This window comes from Hydrogenophaga sp. GW101-3F08 (assembly GCF_059424585.1).
This window is the reverse complement of record NZ_JBWKZP010000006.1, coordinates 138,380-162,395: the sequence shown is the minus strand read 5'-3', so window position 1 is coordinate 162,395 and position 24,016 is coordinate 138,380. Positions and strand designations below refer to the sequence as shown.

21 protein-coding genes are annotated in these 24,016 nt (G+C 66.4%); 9 read left to right on the top strand and 12 right to left on the bottom strand.

Annotated features, from left to right (window positions below; translation table 11 throughout):
* Window position 1 precedes the first annotated feature (1 nt).
* The 3 genes from AC07YZ_RS16430 to AC07YZ_RS16420 all read left to right on the top strand — a co-directional run bounded on the left by AC07YZ_RS16430 (window position 2) and on the right by AC07YZ_RS16420 (window position 3,774).
* Entirely contained in the window at window positions 2-1,357 is a 1,356-nt protein-coding gene (locus AC07YZ_RS16430; RefSeq protein ID WP_494795479.1) for a class-II fumarase/aspartase family protein, read from the top strand.
* Window positions 1,358-1,424: 67 nt separating this feature from the next.
* Window positions 1,425-1,649: a porin gene (locus AC07YZ_RS16425; protein WP_226491733.1), complete on the top strand. Its 225-nt coding sequence runs from the start codon at window positions 1,425-1,427 to the stop codon at window positions 1,647-1,649.
* A 94-nt stretch (window positions 1,650-1,743) separates the two neighbouring features.
* The gene (locus AC07YZ_RS16420; RefSeq protein ID WP_494795478.1) at window positions 1,744-3,774 is read left to right on the top strand and encodes a 4-oxalomesaconate tautomerase; all 2,031 of its coding nucleotides are present in this window, start codon (window positions 1,744-1,746) and stop codon (window positions 3,772-3,774) included.
* Window positions 3,775-3,777: 3 nt separating this feature from the next.
* On the opposite strand, the gene AC07YZ_RS16415 is transcribed toward AC07YZ_RS16420, so the two are convergent.
* A complete protein-coding gene (locus AC07YZ_RS16415; RefSeq protein WP_494795477.1) occupies window positions 3,778-4,710 on the bottom strand; it encodes a DMT family transporter in 933 nt (310 codons plus the stop codon).
* A gap of 118 nt (window positions 4,711-4,828) precedes the next feature.
* Between AC07YZ_RS16415 and AC07YZ_RS16410 the strand changes: the two genes are divergently transcribed.
* Complete coding sequence (locus AC07YZ_RS16410) at window positions 4,829-5,821, top strand: quinone oxidoreductase family protein (RefSeq protein WP_226491736.1); 993 nt, start codon at window positions 4,829-4,831, stop codon at window positions 5,819-5,821.
* Window positions 5,822-5,981: 160 nt separating this feature from the next.
* Here AC07YZ_RS16410 and AC07YZ_RS16405 read toward each other — a convergent pair whose 3' ends face one another.
* The 7 genes from AC07YZ_RS16405 to AC07YZ_RS16375 all read right to left on the bottom strand — a co-directional run bounded on the left by AC07YZ_RS16405 (window position 5,982) and on the right by AC07YZ_RS16375 (window position 15,209).
* Entirely contained in the window at window positions 5,982-6,521 is a 540-nt protein-coding gene (locus AC07YZ_RS16405) for a porin family protein (RefSeq protein WP_226491737.1), read from the bottom strand.
* Between the two features lie 203 nt (window positions 6,522-6,724).
* On the bottom strand, window positions 6,725-7,357 hold the full coding sequence (locus AC07YZ_RS16400; protein ID WP_226491738.1) for a porin family protein: 633 nt from the start codon (window positions 7,355-7,357) through the stop codon (window positions 6,725-6,727).
* Window positions 7,358-7,573: 216 nt separating this feature from the next.
* On the bottom strand, window positions 7,574-8,725 hold the full coding sequence (locus tag AC07YZ_RS16395; RefSeq protein ID WP_494795476.1) for an aminotransferase class V-fold PLP-dependent enzyme: 1,152 nt from the start codon (window positions 8,723-8,725) through the stop codon (window positions 7,574-7,576).
* Window positions 8,726-8,810: 85 nt separating this feature from the next.
* Complete coding sequence (locus AC07YZ_RS16390; protein WP_226491740.1) at window positions 8,811-10,469, bottom strand: Na/Pi cotransporter family protein; 1,659 nt, start codon at window positions 10,467-10,469, stop codon at window positions 8,811-8,813.
* Window positions 10,470-10,563: 94 nt separating this feature from the next.
* Window positions 10,564-11,073, bottom strand: coding sequence for a signal peptidase II (lspA, locus tag AC07YZ_RS16385; protein ID WP_494795475.1), 510 nt, complete (start codon window positions 11,071-11,073; stop codon window positions 10,564-10,566).
* A gap of 1 nt (window position 11,074) precedes the next feature.
* Window positions 11,075-13,984, bottom strand: coding sequence for an isoleucine--tRNA ligase (gene ileS / locus AC07YZ_RS16380; protein WP_494795474.1), 2,910 nt, complete (start codon window positions 13,982-13,984; stop codon window positions 11,075-11,077).
* Between the two features lie 133 nt (window positions 13,985-14,117).
* Window positions 14,118-15,209, bottom strand: a complete 1,092-nt coding sequence (locus AC07YZ_RS16375; protein WP_494795473.1) for a bifunctional riboflavin kinase/FAD synthetase — start codon at window positions 15,207-15,209, stop codon at window positions 14,118-14,120.
* A 152-nt stretch (window positions 15,210-15,361) separates the two neighbouring features.
* Between AC07YZ_RS16375 and AC07YZ_RS16370 the strand changes: the two genes are divergently transcribed.
* On the top strand, window positions 15,362-15,919 hold the full coding sequence (locus AC07YZ_RS16370; protein WP_226491744.1) for an HNH endonuclease: 558 nt from the start codon (window positions 15,362-15,364) through the stop codon (window positions 15,917-15,919).
* A gap of 353 nt (window positions 15,920-16,272) precedes the next feature.
* Here the strand turns inward: AC07YZ_RS16370 and AC07YZ_RS16365 are convergent, their stop codons facing one another.
* The 3 genes from AC07YZ_RS16365 to AC07YZ_RS16355 all read right to left on the bottom strand — a co-directional run bounded on the left by AC07YZ_RS16365 (window position 16,273) and on the right by AC07YZ_RS16355 (window position 19,479).
* Window positions 16,273-17,388: an acyl-CoA dehydrogenase family protein gene (locus tag AC07YZ_RS16365; protein ID WP_494795472.1), complete on the bottom strand. Its 1,116-nt coding sequence runs from the start codon at window positions 17,386-17,388 to the stop codon at window positions 16,273-16,275.
* Window positions 17,389-17,488: 100 nt separating this feature from the next.
* Window positions 17,489-18,670 carry an acyl-CoA dehydrogenase family protein gene (locus tag AC07YZ_RS16360; protein ID WP_226491746.1) on the bottom strand — a complete coding sequence of 394 codons (1,182 nt, stop codon included), beginning with the start codon at window positions 18,668-18,670 and terminating at the stop codon, window positions 17,489-17,491.
* An 80-nt stretch (window positions 18,671-18,750) separates the two neighbouring features.
* Entirely contained in the window at window positions 18,751-19,479 is a 729-nt protein-coding gene (locus AC07YZ_RS16355) for a YceH family protein (protein ID WP_494795471.1), read from the bottom strand.
* Window positions 19,480-19,502: 23 nt separating this feature from the next.
* Here AC07YZ_RS16355 and purN point away from each other — a divergent pair, with 23 nt between their 5' ends.
* On the top strand, window positions 19,503-20,096 hold the full coding sequence (gene purN / locus AC07YZ_RS16350; protein ID WP_226491748.1) for a phosphoribosylglycinamide formyltransferase: 594 nt from the start codon (window positions 19,503-19,505) through the stop codon (window positions 20,094-20,096).
* A gap of 62 nt (window positions 20,097-20,158) precedes the next feature.
* Here purN and AC07YZ_RS16345 read toward each other — a convergent pair whose 3' ends face one another.
* Window positions 20,159-20,497, bottom strand: coding sequence for a ComEA family DNA-binding protein (locus AC07YZ_RS16345; protein ID WP_226491749.1), 339 nt, complete (start codon window positions 20,495-20,497; stop codon window positions 20,159-20,161).
* Window positions 20,498-20,883: 386 nt separating this feature from the next.
* Here AC07YZ_RS16345 and AC07YZ_RS16340 point away from each other — a divergent pair, with 386 nt between their 5' ends.
* The 3 genes from AC07YZ_RS16340 to AC07YZ_RS16330 all read left to right on the top strand — a co-directional run bounded on the left by AC07YZ_RS16340 (window position 20,884) and on the right by AC07YZ_RS16330 (window position 23,994).
* Window positions 20,884-21,555: a DUF3047 domain-containing protein gene (locus tag AC07YZ_RS16340; RefSeq protein ID WP_494795470.1), complete on the top strand. Its 672-nt coding sequence runs from the start codon at window positions 20,884-20,886 to the stop codon at window positions 21,553-21,555.
* 193 nt (window positions 21,556-21,748) lie between these two features.
* Window positions 21,749-22,729 carry an ABC transporter permease gene (locus AC07YZ_RS16335; RefSeq protein ID WP_494795469.1) on the top strand — a complete coding sequence of 327 codons (981 nt, stop codon included), beginning with the start codon at window positions 21,749-21,751 and terminating at the stop codon, window positions 22,727-22,729.
* A gap of 26 nt (window positions 22,730-22,755) precedes the next feature.
* Window positions 22,756-23,994, top strand: coding sequence for a M20 aminoacylase family protein (locus tag AC07YZ_RS16330; RefSeq protein ID WP_226494664.1), 1,239 nt, complete (start codon window positions 22,756-22,758; stop codon window positions 23,992-23,994).
* Window positions 23,995-24,016 lie beyond the last annotated feature (22 nt).

Genomic DNA, 24,016 nt, shown 5'->3' with positions numbered 1-24,016 from the left:
CATGGCAGCCACCATCATCGACTCCCGCATCTTCGGCGACATCTTCAGCGACGCGCGCATGCGCCAGGTATGGTCGGATGAGAACCGCACCGCCAAATACCTGGACATCGAACGTGCGCTCGCCAAGGTGCAGGGAGAGCTGGGCCTCATCACGCAGGAAGCCGCCGACGAAATCGTCCAGCACTGTGAGCTGTCCATGATCGATTGGGCGCAGCTCAAGGCCAAGACCGAACAGATCGGCTATCCCATCATCGCGGTGGTCAACCAGATCAACGCCAATTGTCGCGATCACCTGGGCGAGTACTGCCACTGGGGTGCGACCACGCAGGACATCACCGACACCGCGGCGGTGCTGCAGATGCGCGAGGGCCTGGAACTGGTCGAGCAGGACCTCAAGGACATCTCGGATGCGCTGGCCGCGCTGGCGCAGAAGTACCGGGACACACCGGTCATCGGGCGCTCCAACCTGCAGCAGGCCACCCCGATCACCTTCGGCTACAAGATGGCCAGCATCCTGGCCGGCATGGATCGCCATCGCGAGCGCCTGCAACAGCTCAAGCCCCGTGTGCTCATGGGTGAGTTTGGTGGCGCCTCGGGCACGCTCTCGTCGCTGGAAAAGGGAGCGATGGAAACTCAGGCCGCGCTCATGAAAGAACTGGGTTTGGCCCAACCGCTGATCTCCTGGCACACGGTGCGCGACACCATCGCCGAAGTCGGTGCTTTCCTCGGTCTGGTGGGTGGTTCGCTGGGCAAGATCGCCATGGACGTGAAGCTGATGATGCAGACCGAGGTGGGGGAGGTGTTCGAGCCCTATGCCCCCGGCCGCGGTTCGTCGAGCACCATGCCGCAAAAGCGCAACCCGATCTCCTGCCTCTACATCCACGCCAACATCTCGGTGGCACGCCAGCACGTTGCCGCCTTGATGGATGCCATGGTCGCCGATCATGAACGGTCCACCGGCCCGTGGGAAATCGAATGGGTGTGTTTGCCCGAGATCTTCTGCCTCATGTCGGGCGCGCTGAAGCAGACGAAGTTCGTGTTGCAAGGCCTGGAGGTGGATGCCACCCGCATGCGCGCCAACATGGACATCACCAACGGGCTGGTCATGTCCGAGGCCGTCATGATGGGTTTGGGCCCGTACCTGGGCCGCGAGTACGCCCACGACCTCGTGTACGACCTGTGCCGCCAGGCGCTGGCCGAGAACCGTCCGTTGATCGACATCCTGGAAGCGCACCCGGAGATCAGCCAGTACCTGTCCCGCTCACAGCTCGAATCCTTGTGCGACCCGGTGAACCACCTGGGCCAGGCCGGGGTGATGGTGGACCGGGTGCTGGCGGCGCATGCAGCCCTCGTCTGAAGTCCGCCACGGCGTTCCTTCCGTATTTCACTTTCCTCAACCTGCATCTCACTGGAGACAAACCAAGATGAAAAAACAAGCGCTTGCCGCGGCCACCCTGTCCGCACTGACCCTGGGAGGCGTGGCTCATGCCCAGTCGTCCGTGACGCTCTACGGCGTTGCGGACATGGCGCTGGCGAAGGTCACAGGTCAGTCTTTGCGACTGGCTGGCGCGTCCCCGCTGACCAACGGCAAGGGAAAAGCCGAGACCGATGTCAACTCGACACTGATCGGCATACGCCACAGCTTCTGATCCATCGGCTGTTCCAAGGTTTCAGGCCGCTTTCGGGTGGCCCTTTTTCGGTGTGCCACGTTGCGCCAACGTCGTTCCAAAAGTAGAGTGAGCCATGAAGCTGTCCATTCCCTGTGTTCTTATGCGTGCAGGCACTTCACGTGGCCCTTTCTTCCTGCGCGACTGGCTGCCCGAGGGTGACGAGGCGCGCGACCAGGCGCTGATCGGCGCCATTGGTGCGTCGGACCCGCTGCAGCTCGACGGTCTGGGCGGCGGCAGCACGCTCAACAGCAAGGTGGCCATCGTGTCGCGCTCCACACGGACCGATTGTGATCTCGACTACCTGTTCGCCCAGGTGGGGGTGGGGCATCGGTCGGTGGACACCCGGCCCAACTGCGGCAACATGCTCGCGGGCGTGGCCCCGTTTGCGATCGAGCAAGGGCTGATCCCTGCGCAGGAGGGCACCACCACCGTGCGCATCCACAACGTCAACACCGGCTCGCAGATCGAGGTGACCGTGTGCACGCCTGGGGGCAAGGTGACGTACGAAGGCGATGCCCGCATCGACGGCGTGGCGGGCACCGCAGCGCCCGTGCTGCTGAACTTTCTGGATGCCTGGGGCGCGGTGACCGGACAGCTCTTTCCCACGGGACAGCGCATCGACATCATCGACGGCCTCGACGTGACCTGCATCGACGCGGCCATGCCGTTGATGATGCTGCGTGCCACCGACCTGGGGCTCACCGGTCGCGAGCGTCCGGCCGAGCTGGACGCCAATGTGGCGCTGCTGGCGCGCATCGAAGCGCTGCGGTTGCAGGCCGGACAGCGCATGGGTCTGGGCGATGTATCGGGCAGCGTGGTTCCCAAACCGGTGCTGGTCAGCGCCGGTGACGCACCCAACAGCATCACCTCGCGCTATTTCACGCCCCACAAATGCCATGCCTCACACGCCGTCACCGGCGCCATTGGTGTGGCGACCGCCTTTGCCTTGCCCGGCACGGTGGCCAGCGGCGTGGCGCGGTCGCCCGGGCGCCATCCGTTGGTGGTGCTGCATCCCGCCGGACAGATCGATGTGGAGGTGGAAATCGATGGCTCGGGCGACGCCGCCACCGTGCAGAGCGCCGCCCTGGTTCGCACGGCGCGCAAGATCATGCAGGGCATGTTGCATCTGCCAGGTTATGTGTTTCCGCCCGCGCCGGAAGCGACCGACGCCGTGGCCGGTGTGATGGCACAGCGTCAGTTTCCGCAGCGCGAGGTGCACGTGATCGTGCCGACCAGTGCAGGCGGTGGCAACGACACCATGGCGCGAACCCTCATGCGCAAGCTCGGCCCCGTGCTCGGGCAGTCGATGGTGGTGGACAACCGTGCCGGTGCCAATGGCAGCATCGCCTGCGAGTACGTGGCCGCGGCCCAACCCGACGGTCACACGCTGATGTTTGGCTACATCGCCACACATGGCATCAACCCGGCGCTGCAAAAGCTGCGCTACGACCCAGTGGCCGACTTCGCGCCCATCGGTCTGATCGGCTATTCGCCCACGCTGCTCGTGGTCCCGGTCGCGTTGGGGGTGGACAGCGTGGCGGACCTGGTGCGTCTGCTGCGCGAGTCACCCGGGCGTATGAGCTATGCCTCGGCTGGTGAAGGCACGGTGCCGCATTTCGCCGCCGAACTGTTCCGCCTGCAGACCGGCTCCCAATTGCAGCGGGTGGACTTTTCCGGCGCCGCACCAGCCATTGCCGACGTGGCCAATGGCCTGGTGCAGGTGATGTTCCCCAGCTTGTTCACGGCCCAGCCCTATCTGCGCAGCGGGCGTCTGAAGGCGCTGGCGGTCGCCGGCCCGACACGCCTGCCCGCGCTGCCCGATGTGCCCACGCTGCAGGAAGCCGGTGTGTCGGGTGTCGAGATGACGCAGTGGTATGCCCTGTTTGCGCCGGCCAAGACACCGCCAGCGGTGGTGCGGCAGCTGAACGCCGCGCTCAACGGCGTCTTGAAGGATCCCGAGATCGTGGCGCGCATGGAGGCCGACGGCGCCCGGGTGCAAACCTCCACACCAGGCCAGCTGCACGACCTGCTGATGGCCGAGGGCGAGCGCTGGCAGGGCGTGGTGCGCCAGGCGGGTCTTCGACCCGACCTCTCGTTCGACTGAACCTCAGCGTCGCGAAGAAACGAAAATCCCGCCCACGATCAGCACGAAGCCGGCCGCGTGGTAGAGCTGGGGCAGCTCGCCCAGCAGCGTGGCCGACATGAGCCCGGCAAACAACGGGGTGAGGTTGTTGAAGAAGCCGGCGATGGCCGGCCCGACGCGGGCCACGCCGGCGCCCCAGCAGCGGTAGGCCAGCAGCGACGGCCCGATGGCCACGTAGGCCAGCGCGGCGGCCAGGGGCCAACCCCAGGCGATGTGGGTGTTGCCTGCGGTGGCGGGCGGCAGGCTGAGCCATTCGCCGGTGGTCATGAGGCTGGACCAGCCCAGGCCAAACGCGATCTGCGCCAGCAGGAAGGCCGCCCAGTCGGCCTTGATGTGGGCCGGGTAGCCGCCTTCGGGTGGCCTCACCAGCAGCCAGCTGTACCAGGCCCAGGTGATGGAAGCGAGCACCATCCAGGCGTCGCCCGGCACGAACTGCACCGCCAGCAGCTGCGCCAGATCGCCCCGCGCGAGCACCACCGCCACGCCGGCCAGCGACAGCGTTGAGCCCAGCGCGGCACGGCGCGAAATGGGCACGCCATAGAGCAGCCGGCCCAGGATCAGCATCCAGACCGGGATGCTGGAGGCCACCAGGGTCACGTTCAGCGGGGTCGAGGTCTTGAGCGCCATGTACTGCAGCGCGTTGTACATGCCCACGCCCAGCAGGCCGAGCAGGGCGAAGCGCTTCTTGTGGACCCACAGGCCGCTACCGGGCCGCAGCACCCAGCCGGCCAGCGGCAACAGCAGCGCACCAGCGAGCACCCAGCGCACGAAGTTGAAGGTGATGGGCGGAATGGCGCCCTGCATCATCCGGCCGACCACGGCGTTGCCGGCCCACAGCAGCGGCGGGATCAACAACAGGGCGATGGTGGACGGCGTGAGGCGGGCGGGTGCGGACATGCCGGCACTGTACCCATACGGGCATGCCCTGCGCTGGCGCGGGGCTGACGGCCTGCCTCACTGGCGACACGGTGGTTTCGTGGCAGCATGTGGGTCGTTCAGAACGAAGGAGATTCCCATGACCCAGACCAGCCGCGCCGTGCGCATCCACGCCAACGGCGGCCCCGAACAGCTTGTGATCGAAGCGCTGAGCGTGGGTGAACCCGGCCCGGGCGAGGTGCGCATCCGCCACCACGCGATCGGCCTGAACTTCATCGACGTCTACCAGCGCAGCGGCCTGTACCCCAACGCCATGCCCCTGTCGCTGGGCATGGAGGGCGCGGGCGTGATCGAGGCGGTGGGCGAAGGCGTGACGCACCTGAAGGTGGGCGACCGAGCCGCCTACGCCGCCAACCCGCCCGGCAGCTACTGCGACCTGCGCGTGATGCCGGCCATGAACGTGTGCCGGTTGCCCGATGCGATCGACTTCGAGACCGGCGCGGCCATGATGCTCAAGGGTCTGACCGCGATGTACCTGCTCAAGCGCTGCCCACCGGTGGAAGGGCTGCATCCGGGCGACTTCGTGCTGTTCCACGCCGCGGCCGGTGGTGTGGGGCTGATCGCCTGCCAGTGGGCCAAGGCCCTGGGCCTGCGCCTCATCGGCACCGCGGGTTCGGACGACAAATGCGCGCTGGCCCGGGAGCACGGCGCGGAATTCACCATCAATTACCGCAGCGAGGATTTCGCCGCGCGGGTGAAAGAGATCACCGGCGGCAAGGGCGTGAAGGTGGTCTACGACTCGGTGGGCAAGGACACCTTCGACAAGTCGCTCGACTGCCTGATGCCGTTTGGGTTGATGGTGAGCTTCGGCAACGCCAGCGGCCCGGTGGCGCCGTTCGCGCCCGGCATCCTTGGCGCCAAGGGGTCGCTGTACGTGACGCGCCAGACGCTCTTCACCCACATCACCAGCCGCGAGCGCACGCAGGCCATGGCCGACGAGCTGTTCGCGGTGGTGGCCAGCGGCGCCGTGAAGATCCGCATCGACCAGCGCTTTGCGCTGACCGACGTGCAGGCCGCGCACCGCAGCCTGGAGGCGCGGCAGACCACGGGCTGCACCATCCTGTTGCCGTAGTCGGGTTCGCCCGGTCGCCGTCAGCCACTCCGGTGGCGGGCCGCCTCGATCTTGTGAATCCACGCGGTCGTTCGCCCACAAAACAAAGCCCCCAGCAGGTGGGGGCTTTGTCGGTGCTTCAAGCCGCCTTGCGGGCGGGCTCAGCGTTGGGCCGGCGGACTCAGAACTTCATGCCGACGCCGATGTTGAGGCCGTCCACCTTGACGCCCTTGCGGTCGTAGTAGTTCATGTAGTCGGCATTCAAGGAGGTGTTGCCACCCAGCGCGAAGCTCATGCCCGCCCCGTAGGCGAAACTGCCCCCCGAGTCCGAAACGCTCAGGTTGCCCGAACGGGCGCTGACCTTGGTGCCGGCGACACCGGCCCGGGCGAACAGTTCCACGGACTCGCCCAGACGGATCTTGGGTTTGACGAAGGCGCCATACACGTGCTCAACCTTGCCCTTGACCGTGACCCCGCCGACGTTCACATCGTCGGAGCCCGCGCCCAGACCCAGCAAGCCTTCCACGGCCAGATTGGGGTTGAGCTCGTAGCCCGCGATGCCGCGGACCATGGAGGGGTTGACCTTGGCGGAGAAGCCGTCGTCCCGGTTGTCGAAATTGAGGCGGCTGTACCCCAGCTCTCCGTACGCTCCTTGTGCTTGGGCAGCGGTGGCGGTGAGCGCGACAGCGGCGATGGCGACAAATTTGCCGAGATGTTTCATGAAACCTCCAGTTCAGAATGGTGAAGAATGCCGCCCTCCGTGAGGGCAACACTGTGCTGGAGTCCCTGGAGGAAAGCGTCGTTCCCGCTACATGGCGAAAGCAGGGGATACGTTTGTCTCATTCGGTAAGGCGTGCCGGCCCCACCGCTTGGAAAAAAAGAAAGCCACCCGAGGGTGGCTTGGTTGCCGGAGGTCAGCGGGTGTCAGAACTTCATGCCGGCGCCCAGCGTGAAACCGGTGTATTTCACACCGCTGCCGCTGTAGTAGGACATGTAGTCCGCGTTGATCGAGATCTTCCGGTGGTTGAACGAGGCCCAGTCGGTCAGGTAGCTGAAACCCGCGCCATAGGACAGCCCGGCGCCGCCGTCGGTCCCGGTGTAGCCGCGGACGCTGGAGCTGGTGTTGACCAGGCCAAGGCGGCCAAACACCTCCATGTCGCCCAGCTGCAGCCGTGGTTTGGCATAGACGCCGATCATGGTGCCCGCGCTGACGTTGTAGGCCGAACCGAAGTAGCCGGTGGCGCTGCCACCGCGAAGACCCAGGCCCAGCATGGCTTCGGCGGCCAGTTGGGGGTGGTAGTCGTAGCCCACGATGCCGCGCAGCATGATGGGTTTGGCGGAAATGCCGTGGTTCGAGATCTTATAGCTCAGCAGGCTCAGGCCCAGCTCGCCGTACAGACCCTGGTTTTTCAGGCCTTGTGAGGCCAGGCCCTTGTCGAGCGCGCCCTCGGCCTTGGCCATGCCGCTGCTGGCTTTTTGCTTGACCACCTGGGCCTGGGCGCTGAGGCCCGTGAATGCCATGGTGGCGAACGTGATGAACGGAATCAGTTTTTTCATGAAAACTCCCTGGAACAAAACAGATGCGATACCCAGATCGGCACAACGGCCTGCGCTGGTGCGCAGGCCGTTGTGCTTCTTGAGTAATAAAAAAGGCGCAATTTTTAGAATTGCGCCGGGCATTATTGTAACTTTTGAATGCCTGATTTCACAGGCATGCTCCAAAGAGGAGCGGGCGAACCGCTGCGGCTCGGCAGCGTTCGCTCAAAGGGCCAGTCAGGCCGGCGTGGCCACCGGCTGTGGCGCCACGGTCCGCAGCGCGGCGTCCAGGTGGCTCAGCGTGCCGTTCACGTCGTGCCACTTGTCCAGGCCGAACAGGCCGATGCGGAAGCTGCGGAAGTCGGCCGGCTCGTCGCACTGGAGCGGCACGCCGGCGGCGGTCTGCAGGCCGGCCGCGAGGAATTTCTTGCTGTTCTGGATGTCCGGGTCGGTGGTGTAGCTCACCACCACGCCCGGCGCCTGGAAGCCCTTGGCCGCGACGCTGGGGAACCCGTTGTTCTCCAGCAGCTCCCGCACGGCGCGGCCGAGCGCGATCTGCTCATCGCGTACCTTGGCAAAGCCGTAGGCCTCGGTTTCCTGCATGGTGTCGCGCAGCCGCAGCAGGGCGTCGGTCGGCAGCGTGGAGTGGTAGGCGTGGCCGCCGCCTTCGTAGGTTTCCATGATCTGCAGCCACTTCTTCAGGTCCATCGCGAAGGTGGTGCTCTGGGTGGTGTCGATCGCTTTACGCGCGCGTTCGCTCAGCATCACCATCGCGCAGCAGGGCGAGCTGCTCCAGCCTTTCTGCGGCGCCGAGATCAGGATGTCCACGCCGGTCGCCTTCATGTCCACCCACATCGCGCCCGAGGCGATGCAGTCCAGCACGAACAGGCCACCCACGGCGTGCACCGCGTCGGCCACGGCCTTGAGGTAGTCGTCGGGCAGCATCATGCCGGCGGCGGTTTCCACGTGGGGTGCGAACACCAGGGCGGGTTTTTCTGCCGCGATGGCGGCGGTCACTTCGTCGATCGGCGCGGGCGCCCAGGCGGCCTGCGGGCCATCGGCGATGCGCCGGGCCTTCATCACGGTGTGGCTGGCGGGGATGGACCCCATGTCGAAGATCTGCGTCCAGCGGTAGCTGAACCAGCCGTTGCGGATCACCATGACGTGTTTGCCGTGCGCGAACTGGCGTGCCACCGACTCCATGCCGAAAGTGCCGCTGCCGGGCACCAGCACGGCCGAATGCGCACCGTAGACGCGCTTGAGCATGGCCGAGATGTCGGTCATCACGCCCTGAAAGCGCTTGGACATGTGGTTGAGCGCGCGGTCGGTGTAGACCACCGAAAATTCGAGCAGGCCGTCGGGGTCGATGTGGGGCAGCAGTCCGGGCATGGGTGTCTCCTGGGGCGGGTCGCAAACGGTTTGCCAGCGTAGCACAGGGGTCGTGCCGCTGCGGTGCCACCACCCGGGGCCTTGCTCAGTGCCGCTCTGGCGCTGGTGGCGACGCGCGCAGCCGGCTGGGCGCGAGCACACCGGCGCTGTCGAGGATGGGGTAGGCGATGGAGCAGATGTGGGAGTTGATGCGCTTGAGGTCGCTGATCATGTCCAGGTGCAGCGCGCTGGTGTCCATGCTCAGCATGCTCATGCCCGAGAGGCGCTGCAGGTGGGCGGCGGCGTACTCGCGCTCCAGGTCGCGAAAGCGCACCTTCTCTTCCAGCAGCCGCTGGGCATCGCGCACGTTGCCGTTGAGGAACACGCTCATGCCCAGGCGCAGGTTGTCCAGCAGGCGCGCATGCAGTTCGACGATCTCGGCCATGCCCGCTTCGGAGAACTCGCGACCCTTGCGGATCTTCTTCTCCTCGATGTCGAGCAGTACCCGCTCGACCGTGTCGCCGATCTGCTCCATGTTGATGGTGAAGCTGATGATGTCGGTCCAGCGCCGGCTTTCTTCCTCGCTGAGCTGCTGGCGCGAGATCTTGGTCAGGTAGTACTTGATGGCGGAATACAGGCTGTCGACGGTGTCGTCCAGCTTGCGCAGGTCCTGGGCCAGCTTGAGGTCGTTGTTCCGGATCACGGTGACCACGCCACGCAACATGGTTTCGACCACGTCGGCCTGGTGCAGCGCCTCGCGCGCGGCGCACGAGATGGCCAACGACGGCGTGGCCAGCGCCGAGGGGTCGAGGTGGTTGGGCCGGTCCAGCGGGCCGTTGCCGTCCTGCAGTGGCAGCAGCCTTTCCACCAGCCGGGCCACCGGGTGGGTCAGGCCGATGAAGATCAGGCCCACCATGAGGTTGAAGCTCAGGTGGAACAGCACCGTGAGCGTGGCCGGGTCCTGCACCAGGGGTTGCACCCCCTGGAGCCAGAGTGGAATCAGCCAGGGCGCGATGGCCACGCCGAGCAGCTTGAACAGCAGGTTGCCCAAGGGCACCTGCCGGGTGCGGATGCCCGATCGGGCGGTGGTGACCACGGCCATCAGGCCGCTGCCCAGGTTGGCCCCCAGCACCAGGCCGAGTGCCACGTCCAGCCCCACCACCTGCAGCGCCAAGGTGGCGGCGAGCAGGACCACGGCCAGGCTGGAGTAGGCCAGCACCGCCAGCGTGGCGCCCACCAGGATCTCCAGCATGCGGTCGCTGCTGAGCGATTCCAGCATCAGCTGCACCGCCGGGTTCTGCGTCAGCAGGTTGGTGGAACCGGTCACCAGTTGCAGCGCCAGCAGCATCAGGCCCAGGCCGATGAGGATGCGCCCGACGTCGCCGGGCACGGAGCCCTGACGCGAGATGAACAGCGCCACGCCGGTGAAGATGCACAGCGGCGAGAGCCAGGACAGGTCGAAGGAAAACACCACCGCCATCACGCTGGTGCCGATGTCCGCGCCCAGCATCACGGCCAGGGCGGCGGGCAGCGCGATCAGGCCCCGGCCCACGAAGGAGCCGGTGATCAGGGCGGTGGCGGTGCTGGACTGCACCAGGGCTGTGACCGCCAGGCCGGAGAGCGCGGCCGAGAAGCGGTTGCCCATGCTGGTGGCGAGCATCTGGCGCAGGTTGCTGCCGAAGACGCGCAGCACCCCGGTGCGCACCAGGTGCGTACCCCACACCAGCAAGGCCACGGCGGCCAGAAGATCCAGCAGATGTCTCATGAACCTCAAAACTATACGCGCCCGCCTGGCCGGGCGGCGGCGCGCGGCGGACCGGCCACCCGGCCGGACACGCCGCGCGTCCGTTGCGACGGGCTCAGCGGCCGCGCCGCACGCGCAGGATCTCGTCGAGGATCAGACCCACGGCGCCGACGGTGATGCCCGCGTCGGCGATGTTGAAGGCCGGGAAATGTCCGCCGGGGAAGATGCCGGCCAGGAATCCCCAGTGGAAGTCCAGGAAGTCCACCACATAGCCGTGCAACAGGCGGTCGATCACGTTGCCGACGGCGCCACCCAGGATGCAGGCCAGCGCAAACGCGAACAGCTTCTGGCCCGGGTGCGAACGCAGCATCCAGACGATGAACGCGGCCGCGGCCACACCGATGCCGGTGAAGAACCAGCGCTGCCAGCCACCGGCGTTGGAGAGGAAGTTGAAGGCCGCGCCGGTGTTGTGCGCTCGGATCACGTTGAAGAAGTCGGTAACGGTGGTGCTGTCGCCGAGCCGGTAGTTGCCCAGGATCAGGGTCTTGGTGAACTGGTCCAGCAGCACGATGGCGACCGCCAGACCCAGCCAGGGCCACACGCTTGCGTTGCCTGTTTTCGCCATCTCAGGCCACCTCACGGGTTTCGCCGGCGCCCGTGCCCGCGGCTTCGGCCAGGTTGCTCACGCAGCGGCCGCAGAGGCTGGGGTGGGCCGCATCGGCGCCCACGTCGTCGCGGTAGTGCCAGCAGCGCTCGCACTTCTGCGCTGCGCTGGGGGCCACCGTCACCTGCAGTTCGGCGCCGTCCAGCACCGTGGCGGCGGATGTGATGGTGACGAACTTCAGATCGTCACCCAGCGAGCGCAGCAGGGCCGCATCGTCGGCGCCCGCGGTGATCACCAGCGTGGCCTGCAGCGAGGCGCCCACGGCACCCGCGGTGCGCACGGCTTCGATCTCCTTGTTGGCCACGTCACGGATGGCGCGGATGCGGTTCCACTTCGCCAGCAGGGCTTCGTTGGCCGAGGGCAGTGGCGCGTAGGTCTCGAAGAAGATCGAGCCCTGGTTCTTGTCACCCGCGAAATGGCTCCAGGCCTCTTCGGCGGTGAAGCTCAGGAACGGCGCCATCCAGCGCAGCATGGCGTCGGTGATCTGGTGCAGCGCGGTCTGGGCCGAGCGGCGTGCCAGGCTCTTGGGCGCCGTGGTGTACAGCCGGTCCTTGAGCACGTCGAGGTAGAACGCGCCCAGGTCTTCCGAGCAGTACACCTGCAGCTTGCTCACCACCGGGTGGAATTCGTACACATCGAAGTGCGCGAGGATCTGGGCCTGCAGCTCGCTGGCGCGGGCCAGGGCGTAGCGGTCGATCTCCAGCATCTGTTCCAGCGGCACGGCGTCGGTGGCGGGGTCGAAGTCCACCGTGTTGGCCATCAGGAAACGCAGCGTGTTGCGGATGCGGCGGTAGGCGTCGACCACGCGGGCGAGGATCTTGTCGTCGATGTTGAGGTCGCCCGAGTAGTCGGTGCTGGCCACCCACAGGCGCACGATTTCAGCGCCGAGCTTGCTCGTCACCGACTGCGGCTCCACCGTGTTGCCCAGGCTCTTGCTCATCTTGCGGCCCTGGCCGTCGGTGGCGAAGCCGTGGGTCAGCAGGCCCTTGTAGGGCGCGCGGTCGTAGAGCGCGCAGCCCAGCAGCAGCGAGCTGTGGAACCAGCCGCGGTGCTGGTCGTGACCTTCGAGGTACAGGTCGGCCTCGGGGCCTTGTGCGTGGCTGGCGCCATTGGGGTAGGCGTGGGCGTGGCTGCCGCGCAGCACGTGCCAGAAGGTGGAGCCGGAGTCGAACCACACCTCCAGGATGTCGGTGCTCTTGGTGTAGTGCGGAGCGTCTTCGGTGCCCAGGATCTCTTCGGCCGTCACGCGGCTCCAGGCCTCGATGCCGCCCTTTTCCACGATGTCGGCCGCCTGGTTCAGGATCTCCATCGTCTGCGGGTGCAGCTCACCCGAATCCTTGTGCAGGAAGAACGGCACGGGCACACCCCAGCTGCGCTGGCGCGAGATGCACCAGTCGGGCCGGTTGGCGATCATGTCGCGCAGGCGGGTCTTGCCGTTCTCGGGATAGAAGCTGGTGTGGTCGATCGCGTCCAGCGCCAGCTGGCGCAGGGTCTTGGGCGCCTTGTCCTTCGTGAACACGCCTTCGCCCTCGTCCATGCGCACGAACCACTGCGCGGCGGCGCGGTAGATCACCGGCGTCTTGTGGCGCCAGCAGTGCGGGTAGCTGTGGGTGATCTTCTGCGTGGCCATCAGGCGGCCGGCGTTCTTCAGCGCTTCGAGGATGACCGGCACGGCCTTCCAGATGTGCAGGCCACCGAACAGCGGGAAGTCGGCCGCGTAGGCGCCGTTGCCCTGCACGGGGTTCAGGATGTCGTCGTACGCCAGGCCGTTGGCCACGCAGGAGTTGAAGTCGTCCACGCCGTAGGCGGGCGCCGAGTGCACGATGCCGGTGCCGTCGCTGTCGCTCACGTAGTCGGCCACATAGACCGGCGAGAGGCGGCGGTAGCCCGCGTCCACGTCGTACAGCGGGTGGCGGAAGTTCAGGCCGCCGAGCTGGTCGCCTTTTGCCGTGGCGAGCACGGAGCCTTGCAGGCCGAAGCGTTCCAGGCAGTTGTCCACCAGCGTTTCGGCCAGCACCAGGCAGCCCATGGGCGTGTCCACCAGCGCGTAGGTGAGTTCGGGGTGGGCGTTGAGCGCCTGGTTGGCGGGAATCGTCCAGGCGGTGGTGGTCCAGATCACCACGAAGGCACTTTTGCCGGCGGGCAGCGCGGACAGGCCGAAGGCGGCGGTCAGCTTCGTGGCGTCATCGGTCTCGAACGCCACGTCCAGCGTGTCGCTCTGCTTGTCGGCGTATTCGATCTCGAACTCGGCCAGCGAACTGCCACAGTCGAAACACCAGTACACGGGCTTGAGGCCCCGGTAGACGAAGCCGCGCTCGATGACGCGCTTGAAGGCGCGGATCTCGCCCGCCTCGTTGGCCGGGTCCATGGTGCGGTAGGGGCGCTCCCAGTCGCCCAGAACGCCCAGGCGCTTGAAGTCTTCGCGCTGCTGATCGATCTGCTCGGTCGCGAAGGCGCGGCTCTTGGCCTGCATGTCGTCGCGGCCGAGGTTGCGGCCGTGCAGCTTTTCGATCGCGTTCTCGATCGGCAGGCCGTGGCAGTCCCAGCCGGGGATGTACTGGGCATCGAAGCCGGCGAGCTGCTTCGATTTCACGATCATGTCTTTCAGCACCTTGTTCAGTGCGTGGCCGATGTGCAGCTTGCCGTTGGCGTAGGGCGGACCGTCGTGCAGCACGAACAGCGGGGCGCCTTGGCGGGCATCGCGCAGGCGCTTGTACAGGCCACCCTCGTTCCATGCTCCGACCCAGGCCGGCTCGCGCTTGGGCAAGTCGCCGCGCATCGGGAACGGCGTGTCGGGCATGTTCAGCGTGGCGCGGTAGGCGCTGGCTTCGGGCTTGGCCTCGTTTTTCGGGGCGACGGGCTTCTCAGACATGGTGGTTCGACTTTCGAATTCGGGATCGGCGAGGGCAGGCTCGTTGGTGCAACAGGGCGCACGGGAGGGGGGCGGGTCGCCCCGAGCCTGTCAGAGGGCGCGCGGCCCGGGGCTCGTCGCCCCGGCTGCGGCGTTAAATTCGATCGCGGGTGGTCTGGCGGTGCGTCTGCACGTACGCTTGGTTCGGCAGGGACGCAAAAAAAGCACGTGCATCGTCGCAGTCCCTGGCGATGCCCCGGGTCAGGGCGTCCAGACTGTCGTACTTCAACTCGTCGTGCAGTTTGTGCAGCAGTTCCACGCGGATGATTTTACCGTAGGCCTCCCCGCCGGGCAGGCTGGCGACCAGCGCCTCGGGCCATTCCAGACAGTGCGTCTCCAGCAGCACCCGCCCGCCATTGGCGTCGTTCGGGTCCAGTGAGGGGCGTACCCCCAGGTTGGCGACGCCGGACAGAGGGGGGGAGTCCGCCTCGGGACCCAGGCCGTGCACATGCACCGCAAAAATACCGCTGGCCGCCGGTTTCCAGTGCGCAAAGCGCAGGTTGAGCGTGCGAAAACCGTCGCCGCGTCCCGGGCTGCTTTCGGCCAGCTGGCGCCCGAGCTTGCGACCATGCACCACGTGGCCGCTGATGCTGAACGGTCGCCCCAGCAGGGCGGCCACCCGGTCCATGTCGCCCGCGGCCAGCGCTTCGCGCACGGCCGAACTGGACACCCGCACGCCATGGACCTCGTAGCTCTGCATGCGCGCCACGTCAAAACCGAGCGATGCGCCGGCGGCATCCAGCATGGCGTAGTCGCCCGCGCGCTGGGCGCCGAAACGGAAGTCGTCGCCCACCAGCACGTACTTGACGCCCAGCGCGCGCACCAGCGTGTCTTCGATGAAGGCCTGTGGGGTCTGCGAGGCCAGCCGGGCATTGAACGGCAGCACCACACAGCGGTCGACGCCGCAGCGGGCCAGTTCCTCGAGCTTGTCGCGCAGGGTGGCGATGCGCGCGGGGGCCAGATCGGGCTTGTGGTGCACGGCGGCGAAATAGTCGCGCGGGTGCGGCTCGAAGGTCATGACGCAGCTGGGCACGCCGCGGTGCCGGGCCTCGTTGTTCAGCAGGGCCAGCATGGCCTGGTGGCCTCGGTGCACCCCGTCAAAGTTGCCGATGGTCAGGGCACAGCCCGCGATGGCCTCGTGGCGCAGGGCATGTTGCAGGTTCCAGAGGCCACGGATGATTTTCATGGGCGATGTCGGTCCACTCCCAGGAGTTGGACGCGGTTCAGGTGCTTGTCACAGAAGCACTGTATATTGACACACGTGCGGAACGCGACCCTGCGGTGGCGCCCCGCTCTGAAGACAGATTGTCCGGTTGTTTGTCAACATGGAGGTGGGTCTTGAAGGTCTTGAAGCTGTCTGCGCAGGGACTGCCCCAGTCCTGGATCAGCCTCGAAGAAGCCGTGCTGCATTACGCGGCGGATGAAGTGCGCTGGGAAATGGGCGCCGAGGTGGCGGTGTTTCACGGTGGACACAACGCGATCTCGGGTCGCCAGTCCATCATCGCCGTCAACTCCATCATCGGCACCCAGGGCGTTCCACGCATCAACCCCTTTGACCTGCGACCCACGCTCACCAACAGCAAACTGTTTGCGCGCGATCGCTGCCTGTGCGGCTACTGCGGCGGGCACTTCCACGAAGAAGAGCTGACGCGCGAGCACATCATTCCCTTGGGGCAGAACGGACGCGATCTGTGGATGAACGTGGTGACGGCCTGCCGCTCGTGCAACCACCGCAAGGGCAACCGCACGCCCGAGCAGGCCAACATGCCGCTGCTGTACGCGCCCTACGTGCCCAGCCTGTGGGAAGACTTCATCCTGCGCAACCGCCGCATCCTGGCGGACCAGATGGAGTTCCTGATGGCGCACCTGCCGAAGACATCCCGTCTTCACGCCTGACTCGGTTGTGCTTGCTTGTGCTTCTTCAATGGCCTGAGGGCGCTGGATGAGTAACTACGCTCATGTCCCCCGCCAAGGGCCGCGCCCTTGTCTCCTCCTTTACTTCGCTGCGTCACTCACCCAGCGCCCTCAGGCCGCGACCGCCCGGGCGTGCCAGCGGTGGAGTGCCAATACATCGGCAGATCGGTGAGGCGTCGGGTTTTGCGCAGCGAAGTAAAGGAGGAGGTGCCGCGAAGCGGCGCCGGGGGACATGAGCGGAGTAAGGCCTGGCGCCTCATCGATCCCGCGACACCATTGAGCGAAAAGAAAAAGCCCCGCAAAGCGGGGCTTCAGGATCGTTGCCAACAGAAGACTCAGGCAAACACCCCCGCCGTCTCCTCCATCCGCGCCGACACCTCCCCCAGGTGGTGGAGGGTGTCGCCCCAGCTGATTTCCAGCTGGGTCAGTTTCTTGAAGTAGTGGCTCACGATGTATTCGTCGGTCACGCCGATGCCGCCGTGCAGCTGCACCGCCTGCTGGCCGACGAAGCGCATGCTCTGACCCAGTTGCACCTTGGCGCGCGCCATGGCGGTGCGGCGTTCGTTTGCCGGGGCGTTGAGTTTCAGACTGGCGTAGTAGCTCATGGAGCGGGCCAGTTCCAGCTGCATCTTCATGTCGGCCACGCGGTGGCGCAGGGCCTGGAAGCTGGCGATCGCCACGCCGAATTGTTTGCGTGTGTTCAGGTACTCGACCGTGATCGCCAGGGTCTTGTCCATCACGCCCACGGCTTCGGCGCAGGCCGCGGCGATGCCGATGTCCACTGCGTGTTCCAGGGCCGCCAGCCCGTCGGTGGTGATCAGCTGGGCCGGTGCGTTCTGGAACACCACTTCGGCGGCGCGCCCGCCGTCTTGCGTGGCGTAGCCGCTGGCGCTGACGCCCCCGGCCGTGTGCGCCACGAGGAACAAGGCCAGCCGCCCGCCCGCCATGGCCGGGACGATGTAGGCGTCGGCCAGGTCACCCGCGGCCACGATGCTCTTGGTGCCGGACAGCGCCCAGGCGCCGCCCGCTTCGGTGGCGCTCGTCGAGCACACGTCCAGGCGGTAACGCGCCCGGCGTTCCTGGTAGGCCAGGGTCACCAGGGTTTCGCCCGAGGCCACGCCGGGCAACCATTCGGTTTTCAAGGCCGCGGGCCCGTAGCCCGCCAGCAAGGCGCCGGCGATCAGTGCCTGCGCCAGGGGTTCGAGCACGATGCCGCGCCCGAGTTCTTCCATGACCACCATGCCTTCGACGGGGCCCATGCCCATGCCGCCATCGACCTCCGGGACGTACAGGCCGGTCAGGCCCAGATCGGCCAGCTCACCGTAGGCCGCGCGGCTGAACCCGCCCGTGGCCACGATGCCCCGGCGGCGCTCGAAGTCGTAACCCTTGTCCACCCATTTGCGCACGGCGTCGCGCAGCTGTTCCTGGTCGTCGGAAAAATCGAAATCCATGTGGTTCTCCTAAGGTCCGTTCGCCCTGAGCTTGTCGACGGGCTCGTGCCATGTTCGTGTGAGGGCTTCGACAGGCTCAGCCCGAACGGTGAGTGGGTGTTCAGCCCAGAACGGTCTGTGCCACGATGTTGCGCTGCACTTCGTTGGAACCGCCGTAGATCGTGGTCTTGCGCAGGTTGAAGTAGGTCGATGCCAGCGGAGCGTTGCCCACCTCGCCGCCGGGGTAGTCGCCTTGCCAGCCGGCTTCCATGGCCTCTTCGATGAAGGGGAGCGCAAACGGGCCGGCGGCCAGCATCATGAGTTCGGCGTAGCGTTGCTGGATTTCGCTGCCCTTGATCTTGAGCAGGCCGGCGATGTCCAGCGAGTTCTTGCCCGACTTCTCGGCCGAGAGCACGCGCAGCACCAGCATCTCCAGTGCCACCACGTCCACCTCCAGCAGCGCGATCTGGTCGCGGAAGCGTTGGTCGTCCCAGACCCCTTCGGCCTTGGCGATGCGCTTCAGGCGCTCCAGCTCGCGTTTGGCGCGGTTCACGTCGGCGATGTTGGTACGCTCGTGGCTGAGCAGGTGCTTGGCATAGGTCCAGCCCTTGTTCTCTTCGCCGATCAGGTTTTCGGCGGGCACCTTGACGTTGTCGAAGAAGACCTCGTTGACCTCGCATTCGCCGTCGAGCAGTTTGATCGGGCGCACGCTCACGCCGGGCGATGTCATGTCGATCAGCAGGAAGCTGATGCCGGTTTGCGGCTTGCCTTCGGTGGATGTGCGCACCAGGCAGAAGATCCATTCGCCGTACTGGCCCAGCGTGGTCCAGGTCTTCTGGCCGTTGACGAGGTAATGGTCACCTTGGCGCTCGGCGCGGGTCTTGACCGAGGCCAGGTCCGAGCCCGAGCCCGGTTCGCTGTAGCCCTGGCTCCACCACACGTCGCCGCTGGCGATGCCGGGCAGGAAACGTTCCTGCTGCTGCCGGTTGCCGAAGGCCATGATCACCGGCGCCACCATCACGGGGCCGAAGGGCACGATGCGCGGCGCGCCGGCCAGTGCGCATTCCTCTTCAAACAGGTGTTTCTGCACGGCGGTCCAGCCCGGGCCGCCGAACTGCTGGGGCCAGCCATAGCCCAGCCAGCCCTTTTTGCCGAGGATTTTGGCCCAGCGCTGCATGTCGTCCCGCGACAGGCGCAGCGCGTTGTGAACCTTGTGGGCGATGTCGGCGGGCAGGTTGTCCTTGACCCAGGCGCGAATCGTTTCGCGAAACGCCTGTTCTTCGGGCGTGAATGCCAAATCCATGTGTGTCTCCTGGTGCGGTTCGCCCGGGCATCGCATGGGGGAGCCCGAAGCAGCTCCGCAGTTTGGCACGACCGTTCGTTTTATCCCTGTCCGGGCTGCGACAGACCCAGCTGTTCGTGCAGGTTCTGCAACTGGGCCTGAAGCTGGGCGAGGCTGTCTTCCAGCGCCGAGACGCGGCGGGCCAGGGTGATCATCTCTTCCTCGGTGGCGCCCGGCGTCCCCGGGGCCGCGCTCGCGGCGAGGGCGGCGGCGTCCACCGGGCCGCAGAGCAGATGGGCCCAGCGCTGCTCGCGCGCGCCGGGCGCCCGGGGCAGCTTCACCACCAGCGGGCCGCCTTTGTCGGGCGAACGGTCCTGCAGTTCTTCCAGGAAGGCATCGACCGACGCGATGTCGAGGAACTTGTACCAGCGCTCGGTGTTCAGGCGCAGCTCCCCGGCGGTCTGCGGGCCGCGCAGCATCAGCAGGCCCAACAACACGGCGGACTGTTCGGGCACGCCCACCCCACGCAGGAAGTTGTGCTCGTAGCGCGTGACCCGCCCACCGCTGGTCTCGAACACCAGGCTGGACTGGCGCAGGCCGTCGATGGCTTCGCTGATCTCGCTCTCGGTGAGCTGCAGCACCGGCTCGCGGCTGGACTTCTGGTTGCAGCCCGACTGCAGGCTGTTGAGGGTGAGCGGGTAGCTGTCAGGCACGGTACGCGCTTTCTCCATCAAGGTGCCCAGCACGCGGGCCTGTGCGGTGGTCAGCGGGCGCTGCTGAAAGTCGAGCACGCGCGGGCCGGTGGGGGCGGTGCTGGGGAACTGGGTCATTACACTTCCTCGTTATGTCTCAAGTGAGCAAAAACATCGTGATTCTGATCTCGGGCGGCGGCTCGAACATGGCCGCCATCGTCAACGCCGCGCACCAACAGCGCTGGCACGAGGTCTGTGGCGCCCGGGTGGCCGCCGTGATCAGCAACAAGCCCGATGCCAAGGGGCTGGATTTTGCGCGCTCCCGGCGCATCGCCGCCGACGTGGTGGACCACAAAGGCTTTTCAAGCCGCGAGGCGTTTGACGCGGCGCTGATGCAGTGCATCGACGGCCACGACCCCGCTGGCCACCCGGCGCTGGTCGTGCTGGCGGGCTTCATGCGCATCCTCACGCCGGGTTTTGTGCAGCACTACGCCGGGCGGCTGGTGAACATCCACCCCAGCCTGCTGCCGGCCTTCACCGGCCTGAACACCCACCAGCGCGCGATCGATGCCGGCTGCAAATTTGCCGGCGCCACGGTGCACCGCGTCACATCCGAACTCGACGACGGCGACATCCTGGAGCAGGCCGTGGTGCCGGTGCTGCCAGACGACACCGCCGAATCGCTGGCCGCGCGCGTGCTGACCCAGGAACACCTGATCTATCCGCGGGCGGTGCGGCGCTTGCTCTGCGTTTGACCACCCGTCCAGAAACACAAAAACCCGCCGAAGCGGGTTTTTGTGTTTCTGGCGGCCTGCCGTCAGGATTTGCCGGACTCGGCCGATGGGGCGGCCGGCTTGCTGGCCTTCTTGTTGGCCGCGGGCGAGACGGGGGCCTTGAAGGTCTCGCCATTGACCGTCAGCCCCTCGTTGGAGAGCGCGCCTGCGCGCTTGGGGCCGATGCCGGGCACGCGGTCGATCAGATCGTTCCAGTCCTTGAATTTGGCCGCTTTGCGCGCGTCCAGAATCTTGGCCGACGTGCCGGGGCCGATGCCCTTGATGCTGTCGAGATCGGCCACGGTGGCGTTGTTCACGTCCACGGCAGCGAAGGCGGTGGCGCAAATGAGGGCCATGATCATGGCCAGTGCTTTTTTCAGCATGAATCCTCCTGAATTGAATTTGATGGAATGTGGACGAAACACCAGCGGGTCCATCGGCAAACGGTGTGACAGGCCCGTTGACGGGTGGCTTGTGACCACCAGTGCGCAATCTAATCGGTGGCGGCGAAAACAGGGCCCCTGAGCATCTAAAAATGTAGAAGATTGTTGTCATTTAACGTCGATATTCACCGTTTTGAATTGGTTTTTCCGGGATGTGAAATTTGAAAAGAGTTCTTTTAACTTATCTTTTCGGGCGTTCCGCAGGCCCCATCGCATGCCTGCTGTTGGGGGGCTGCGCGGCGGTTCCTGTCAACGAGGGTGTGCCCGGTGCCGCTGCCGACCCGGTTGAGCGGGCCTCCGCCCCGTCGCTGCTGGCCCCGCCAACCATGCAGGCACGGGCCCGGCACCTGTTGGTCACGCCAGCCCAACCGCCGTTCTGGGAAGCGCTGACCCTTCCGGGCAAGTCCATGGCGCGTTTCGAGCCTGACACGAAGGCGGGTCGGCTGGCGCTGCGGGTGAGTGCGCACCGGTCGGTCAGCATCCTGCGCCAGCACTTTCCCGCGGGGCTGGACGCGTCGGCCACCACGCTGTCTTTCTCCTGGATGGTGGACGCCTTGCCCATGGGCGCCGATCTGCGCGATGCCCGGCGCGAAGATGCGCCGGTGCGCATCCTGCTGGCGTTCGATGGCGACCGCGCGCGGTGGCCGGCGAGTGCGCACCGGCTGTCGGAATGGAGCCGCTTGCTCACCGGTGAGGAGTTGCCTTACGCCACGCTGAGCTATGTCTGGAGCCCTACCGACGCGCCGGGCACCGTTGTGGTGAATCCGCGCACCGATCGCCTGCGCAAACTGGTGGTCGACGGCGGTGCGACCCACCTGGGGCAGTGGCGCGAACACCACCGCCACGTGCGGGACGATTTTGTCCAGGCGTTTGGCGAAGAGCCCGGACGCCTGAGGGCCATCGCCCTGATGACCGACACCGACAACACCCAGTCCTCGCTGGAGGCCTGGTATGGCGCCTTGAGGCTGCAGGAGCGTCTCCCCGGAGACACCCCCTGAAGGCATCACGGCCGAGCGTAGGGGTTATGCCCGATCAAGGGCGGGAACAGATGTTGCATAGTGACGCAGCCGAGCGGATGCGCGGGCCCACCGCCGCGCCCGGGGCCGCAAGCGACCCAGGTAAACTGGATTTGCCTGACAGCAGAGGGTCGCTCCCGGAGCGGTGAGCGACCCTCTCTTTATTCCTTCAACGATGTTTGCATTCATTCTCAGGCGATTGGCGCAGGCCGTGGTGGTGATGGTCAGCGTGGCGCTGATCGCGTTCATGCTGTTTCAGTACGTGGGAGACCCGGTGGTTTTCCTGCTCGGTCAGGACGCCACGCCGCAGCAGATCCGCGAGCTGCGCGCCGACCTGGGACTGGACCAGCCGTTTTTCGTGCAGTTCTGGCATTTCCTGGTCAATGCCGCGCAGGGCGAGTTCGGCCTGAGCCTGCGCCAAGGCGCGAAGGTCTCGCGCCTGATCGCCGAGCGTTTCCCCGCCACGCTGGAGCTCTCCATGGTGGCCGCCGTGATGGCGCTGGTGGTCGGCATTCCCATGGGGGTGTATGCCGCGCTCAAGCGGGGCACTCTCATCAGCCAGCTGTTCATGACGGTGTCGCTGCTGGGCGTTTCGCTGCCGACCTTCCTGATCGGCATCCTGCTGATCCTGGTGTTCGCGGTCAACCTGGGCTGGTTTCCGAGCTTTGGCCGGGGCGACGTGACGCAGATCGGCTGGTGGAGCACCGGTCTGCTCAACGCCAGGGGCTGGCACCACATCGTGCTGCCGGCGGTCACACTGGCCATCTTCCAGCTCACGCTCATCATGCGCCTGGTGCGGGCCGAGATGCTGGAGGTGCTGCGCACCGACTACATCAAGTTCGCGCGCGCCCGCGGCCTGACCAACCGCGCGGTGCATTTCGGCCACGCCCTGAAAAACACCCTGGTGCCGGTGATGACCATCACCGGTCTGCAACTGGGCGGGCTGATCGCCTTTGCCATCATCACCGAGACGGTGTTCCAGTGGCCGGGCATGGGGCTGCTGTTCATCCAGGCGGTGACGTTTGCCGACATCCCCGTGATGGCGGCCTACCTGTGCCTGATCGCGCTCATCTTCGTGGTCATCAACCTGGTCGTCGATCTGCTGTATTTCGCGGTCGACCCACGCCTGCGCGTCGAAAAAGCGGGGAGCCACTGATGCCCACCCCCAACCACCACAAAAACATGCTGTCACCCCGCATCAAAGCCCACGGCCGCGCCTTCGCGCACATCGTGGCCCACCACCCCGAGCTGACCGCGCTGCGGCGCGACCTGCACGCCCACCCCGAGCTCGGGTTCGAAGAGCACTACACCGCGCAGCGCGTGGTGGAGTCGCTCAAGGTCTGCGGCGTGGACGAGATCCACACCGGCATCGGCAAGACCGGCGTGGTGGCCGTGATCCACGGTCGCACGCACCGGCGCGGCGCCGCACCGGGCCGCATGGTGGGGCTGCGCGCCGACATGGACGCGCTCCCCATGACCGAGCACAACGACTTCGCCTGGAAGTCCGCCCACCCCGGCCTCATGCACGGCTGTGGCCACGACGGCCACGTCGCCATGCTGGTGGGGGCGGCGCGTTACCTGGCCGAAACGCGGCAGTTCGACGGCTCGGCCGTGCTGATCTTCCAGCCCGGCGAAGAGGGGTTTGCCGGCGCCAAGGCCATGATCGAGGACGGCCTGTTCGAACGTTTCCCGGTGCAGTCGGTCTACGGCATGCACAACTGGCCGCAGATGAAGCCCGGCACGGTGGGCGTGAACCCGGGGCCCATGATGGCATCGGCCGACCGCATCACCATCGAGATCATCGGCAAGGGCGGCCACGGCGCGCACCCCTACCAGACGGTGGACCCGGTGCTGGTGTCGGCCCACATCATCACGGCCCTGCAGAGCATCGTCTCGCGCAACGTGCGCCCGATCGACAGCGCGGTCATCAGCGTGTGCGCCATGCAGGCCGGCGACCTGGGCGCGTTCAGCGTGGTGCCGGGCAAGGCCACGCTGGTGGGCACCGTGCGCACCTTCAACCCCGAGGTGCAGGGCCTGGTGGAGCGCCGTCTGCAGGAGGTCTGCTCCGGTGTGGCGCTCGGCCTGGGTGCCACCGCCAACGTGCACTACGAGCGCATCTACCCGGCCACCATCAACAGCCGCAGCGAAGCGCGGTTCGCCGCCGACGTGGCGCAAAAGCTGGTCGGCCACGACCACGTGGACCGCAACATGGAGCCCAGCATGGGCGCGGAGGACTTCTCCTTCATGTTGCAGGTCAAGCCGGGCGCCTATCTGCGGCTGGGGCAGGGCGCCGACAACGGGGTGGGCAGCTGCTTCCTGCACAACAGCCGTTACGACTTCAACGACGACGTGTTGCCGCTGGGCGCCGCCCTGCACGCCAGCCTGATCGAGCAGAGCATGCCACTGGACGAAGCGGCGTAGGGCTTTCTTTTCCATTCAACAA

Excerpts from the sequence above, each read along its gene's own strand:
- AC07YZ_RS16430 (WP_494795479.1), top strand. The coding sequence starts at position 2 with ATGGCAGCCACCATCATCGACTCCCGCATCTTCGGCGACATCTTCAGC.
- AC07YZ_RS16425 (WP_226491733.1), top strand. The coding sequence starts at position 1,425 with ATGAAAAAACAAGCGCTTGCCGCGGCCACCCTGTCCGCACTGACCCTG.
- AC07YZ_RS16420 (WP_494795478.1), top strand. The coding sequence starts at position 1,744 with ATGAAGCTGTCCATTCCCTGTGTTCTTATGCGTGCAGGCACTTCACGT.
- AC07YZ_RS16415 (WP_494795477.1), bottom strand. The coding sequence starts at position 4,710 with ATGTCCGCACCCGCCCGCCTCACGCCGTCCACCATCGCCCTGTTGTTG.
- AC07YZ_RS16410 (WP_226491736.1), top strand. The coding sequence starts at position 4,829 with ATGACCCAGACCAGCCGCGCCGTGCGCATCCACGCCAACGGCGGCCCC.
- AC07YZ_RS16405 (WP_226491737.1), bottom strand. The coding sequence starts at position 6,521 with ATGAAACATCTCGGCAAATTTGTCGCCATCGCCGCTGTCGCGCTCACC.
- AC07YZ_RS16400 (WP_226491738.1), bottom strand. The coding sequence starts at position 7,357 with ATGAAAAAACTGATTCCGTTCATCACGTTCGCCACCATGGCATTCACG.
- AC07YZ_RS16395 (WP_494795476.1), bottom strand. The coding sequence starts at position 8,725 with ATGCCCGGACTGCTGCCCCACATCGACCCCGACGGCCTGCTCGAATTT.
- AC07YZ_RS16390 (WP_226491740.1), bottom strand. The coding sequence starts at position 10,469 with ATGAGACATCTGCTGGATCTTCTGGCCGCCGTGGCCTTGCTGGTGTGG.
- lspA (WP_494795475.1), bottom strand. The coding sequence starts at position 11,073 with ATGGCGAAAACAGGCAACGCAAGCGTGTGGCCCTGGCTGGGTCTGGCG.
- ileS (WP_494795474.1), bottom strand. The coding sequence starts at position 13,984 with ATGTCTGAGAAGCCCGTCGCCCCGAAAAACGAGGCCAAGCCCGAAGCC.
- AC07YZ_RS16375 (WP_494795473.1), bottom strand. The coding sequence starts at position 15,209 with ATGAAAATCATCCGTGGCCTCTGGAACCTGCAACATGCCCTGCGCCAC.
- AC07YZ_RS16365 (WP_494795472.1), bottom strand. The coding sequence starts at position 17,388 with ATGGATTTCGATTTTTCCGACGACCAGGAACAGCTGCGCGACGCCGTG.
- AC07YZ_RS16360 (WP_226491746.1), bottom strand. The coding sequence starts at position 18,670 with ATGGATTTGGCATTCACGCCCGAAGAACAGGCGTTTCGCGAAACGATT.
- AC07YZ_RS16355 (WP_494795471.1), bottom strand. The coding sequence starts at position 19,479 with ATGACCCAGTTCCCCAGCACCGCCCCCACCGGCCCGCGCGTGCTCGAC.
- AC07YZ_RS16345 (WP_226491749.1), bottom strand. The coding sequence starts at position 20,497 with ATGCTGAAAAAAGCACTGGCCATGATCATGGCCCTCATTTGCGCCACC.
- AC07YZ_RS16340 (WP_494795470.1), top strand. The coding sequence starts at position 20,884 with ATGCAGGCACGGGCCCGGCACCTGTTGGTCACGCCAGCCCAACCGCCG.
- AC07YZ_RS16335 (WP_494795469.1), top strand. The coding sequence starts at position 21,749 with ATGTTTGCATTCATTCTCAGGCGATTGGCGCAGGCCGTGGTGGTGATG.
- AC07YZ_RS16330 (WP_226494664.1), top strand. The coding sequence starts at position 22,756 with ATGCTGTCACCCCGCATCAAAGCCCACGGCCGCGCCTTCGCGCACATC.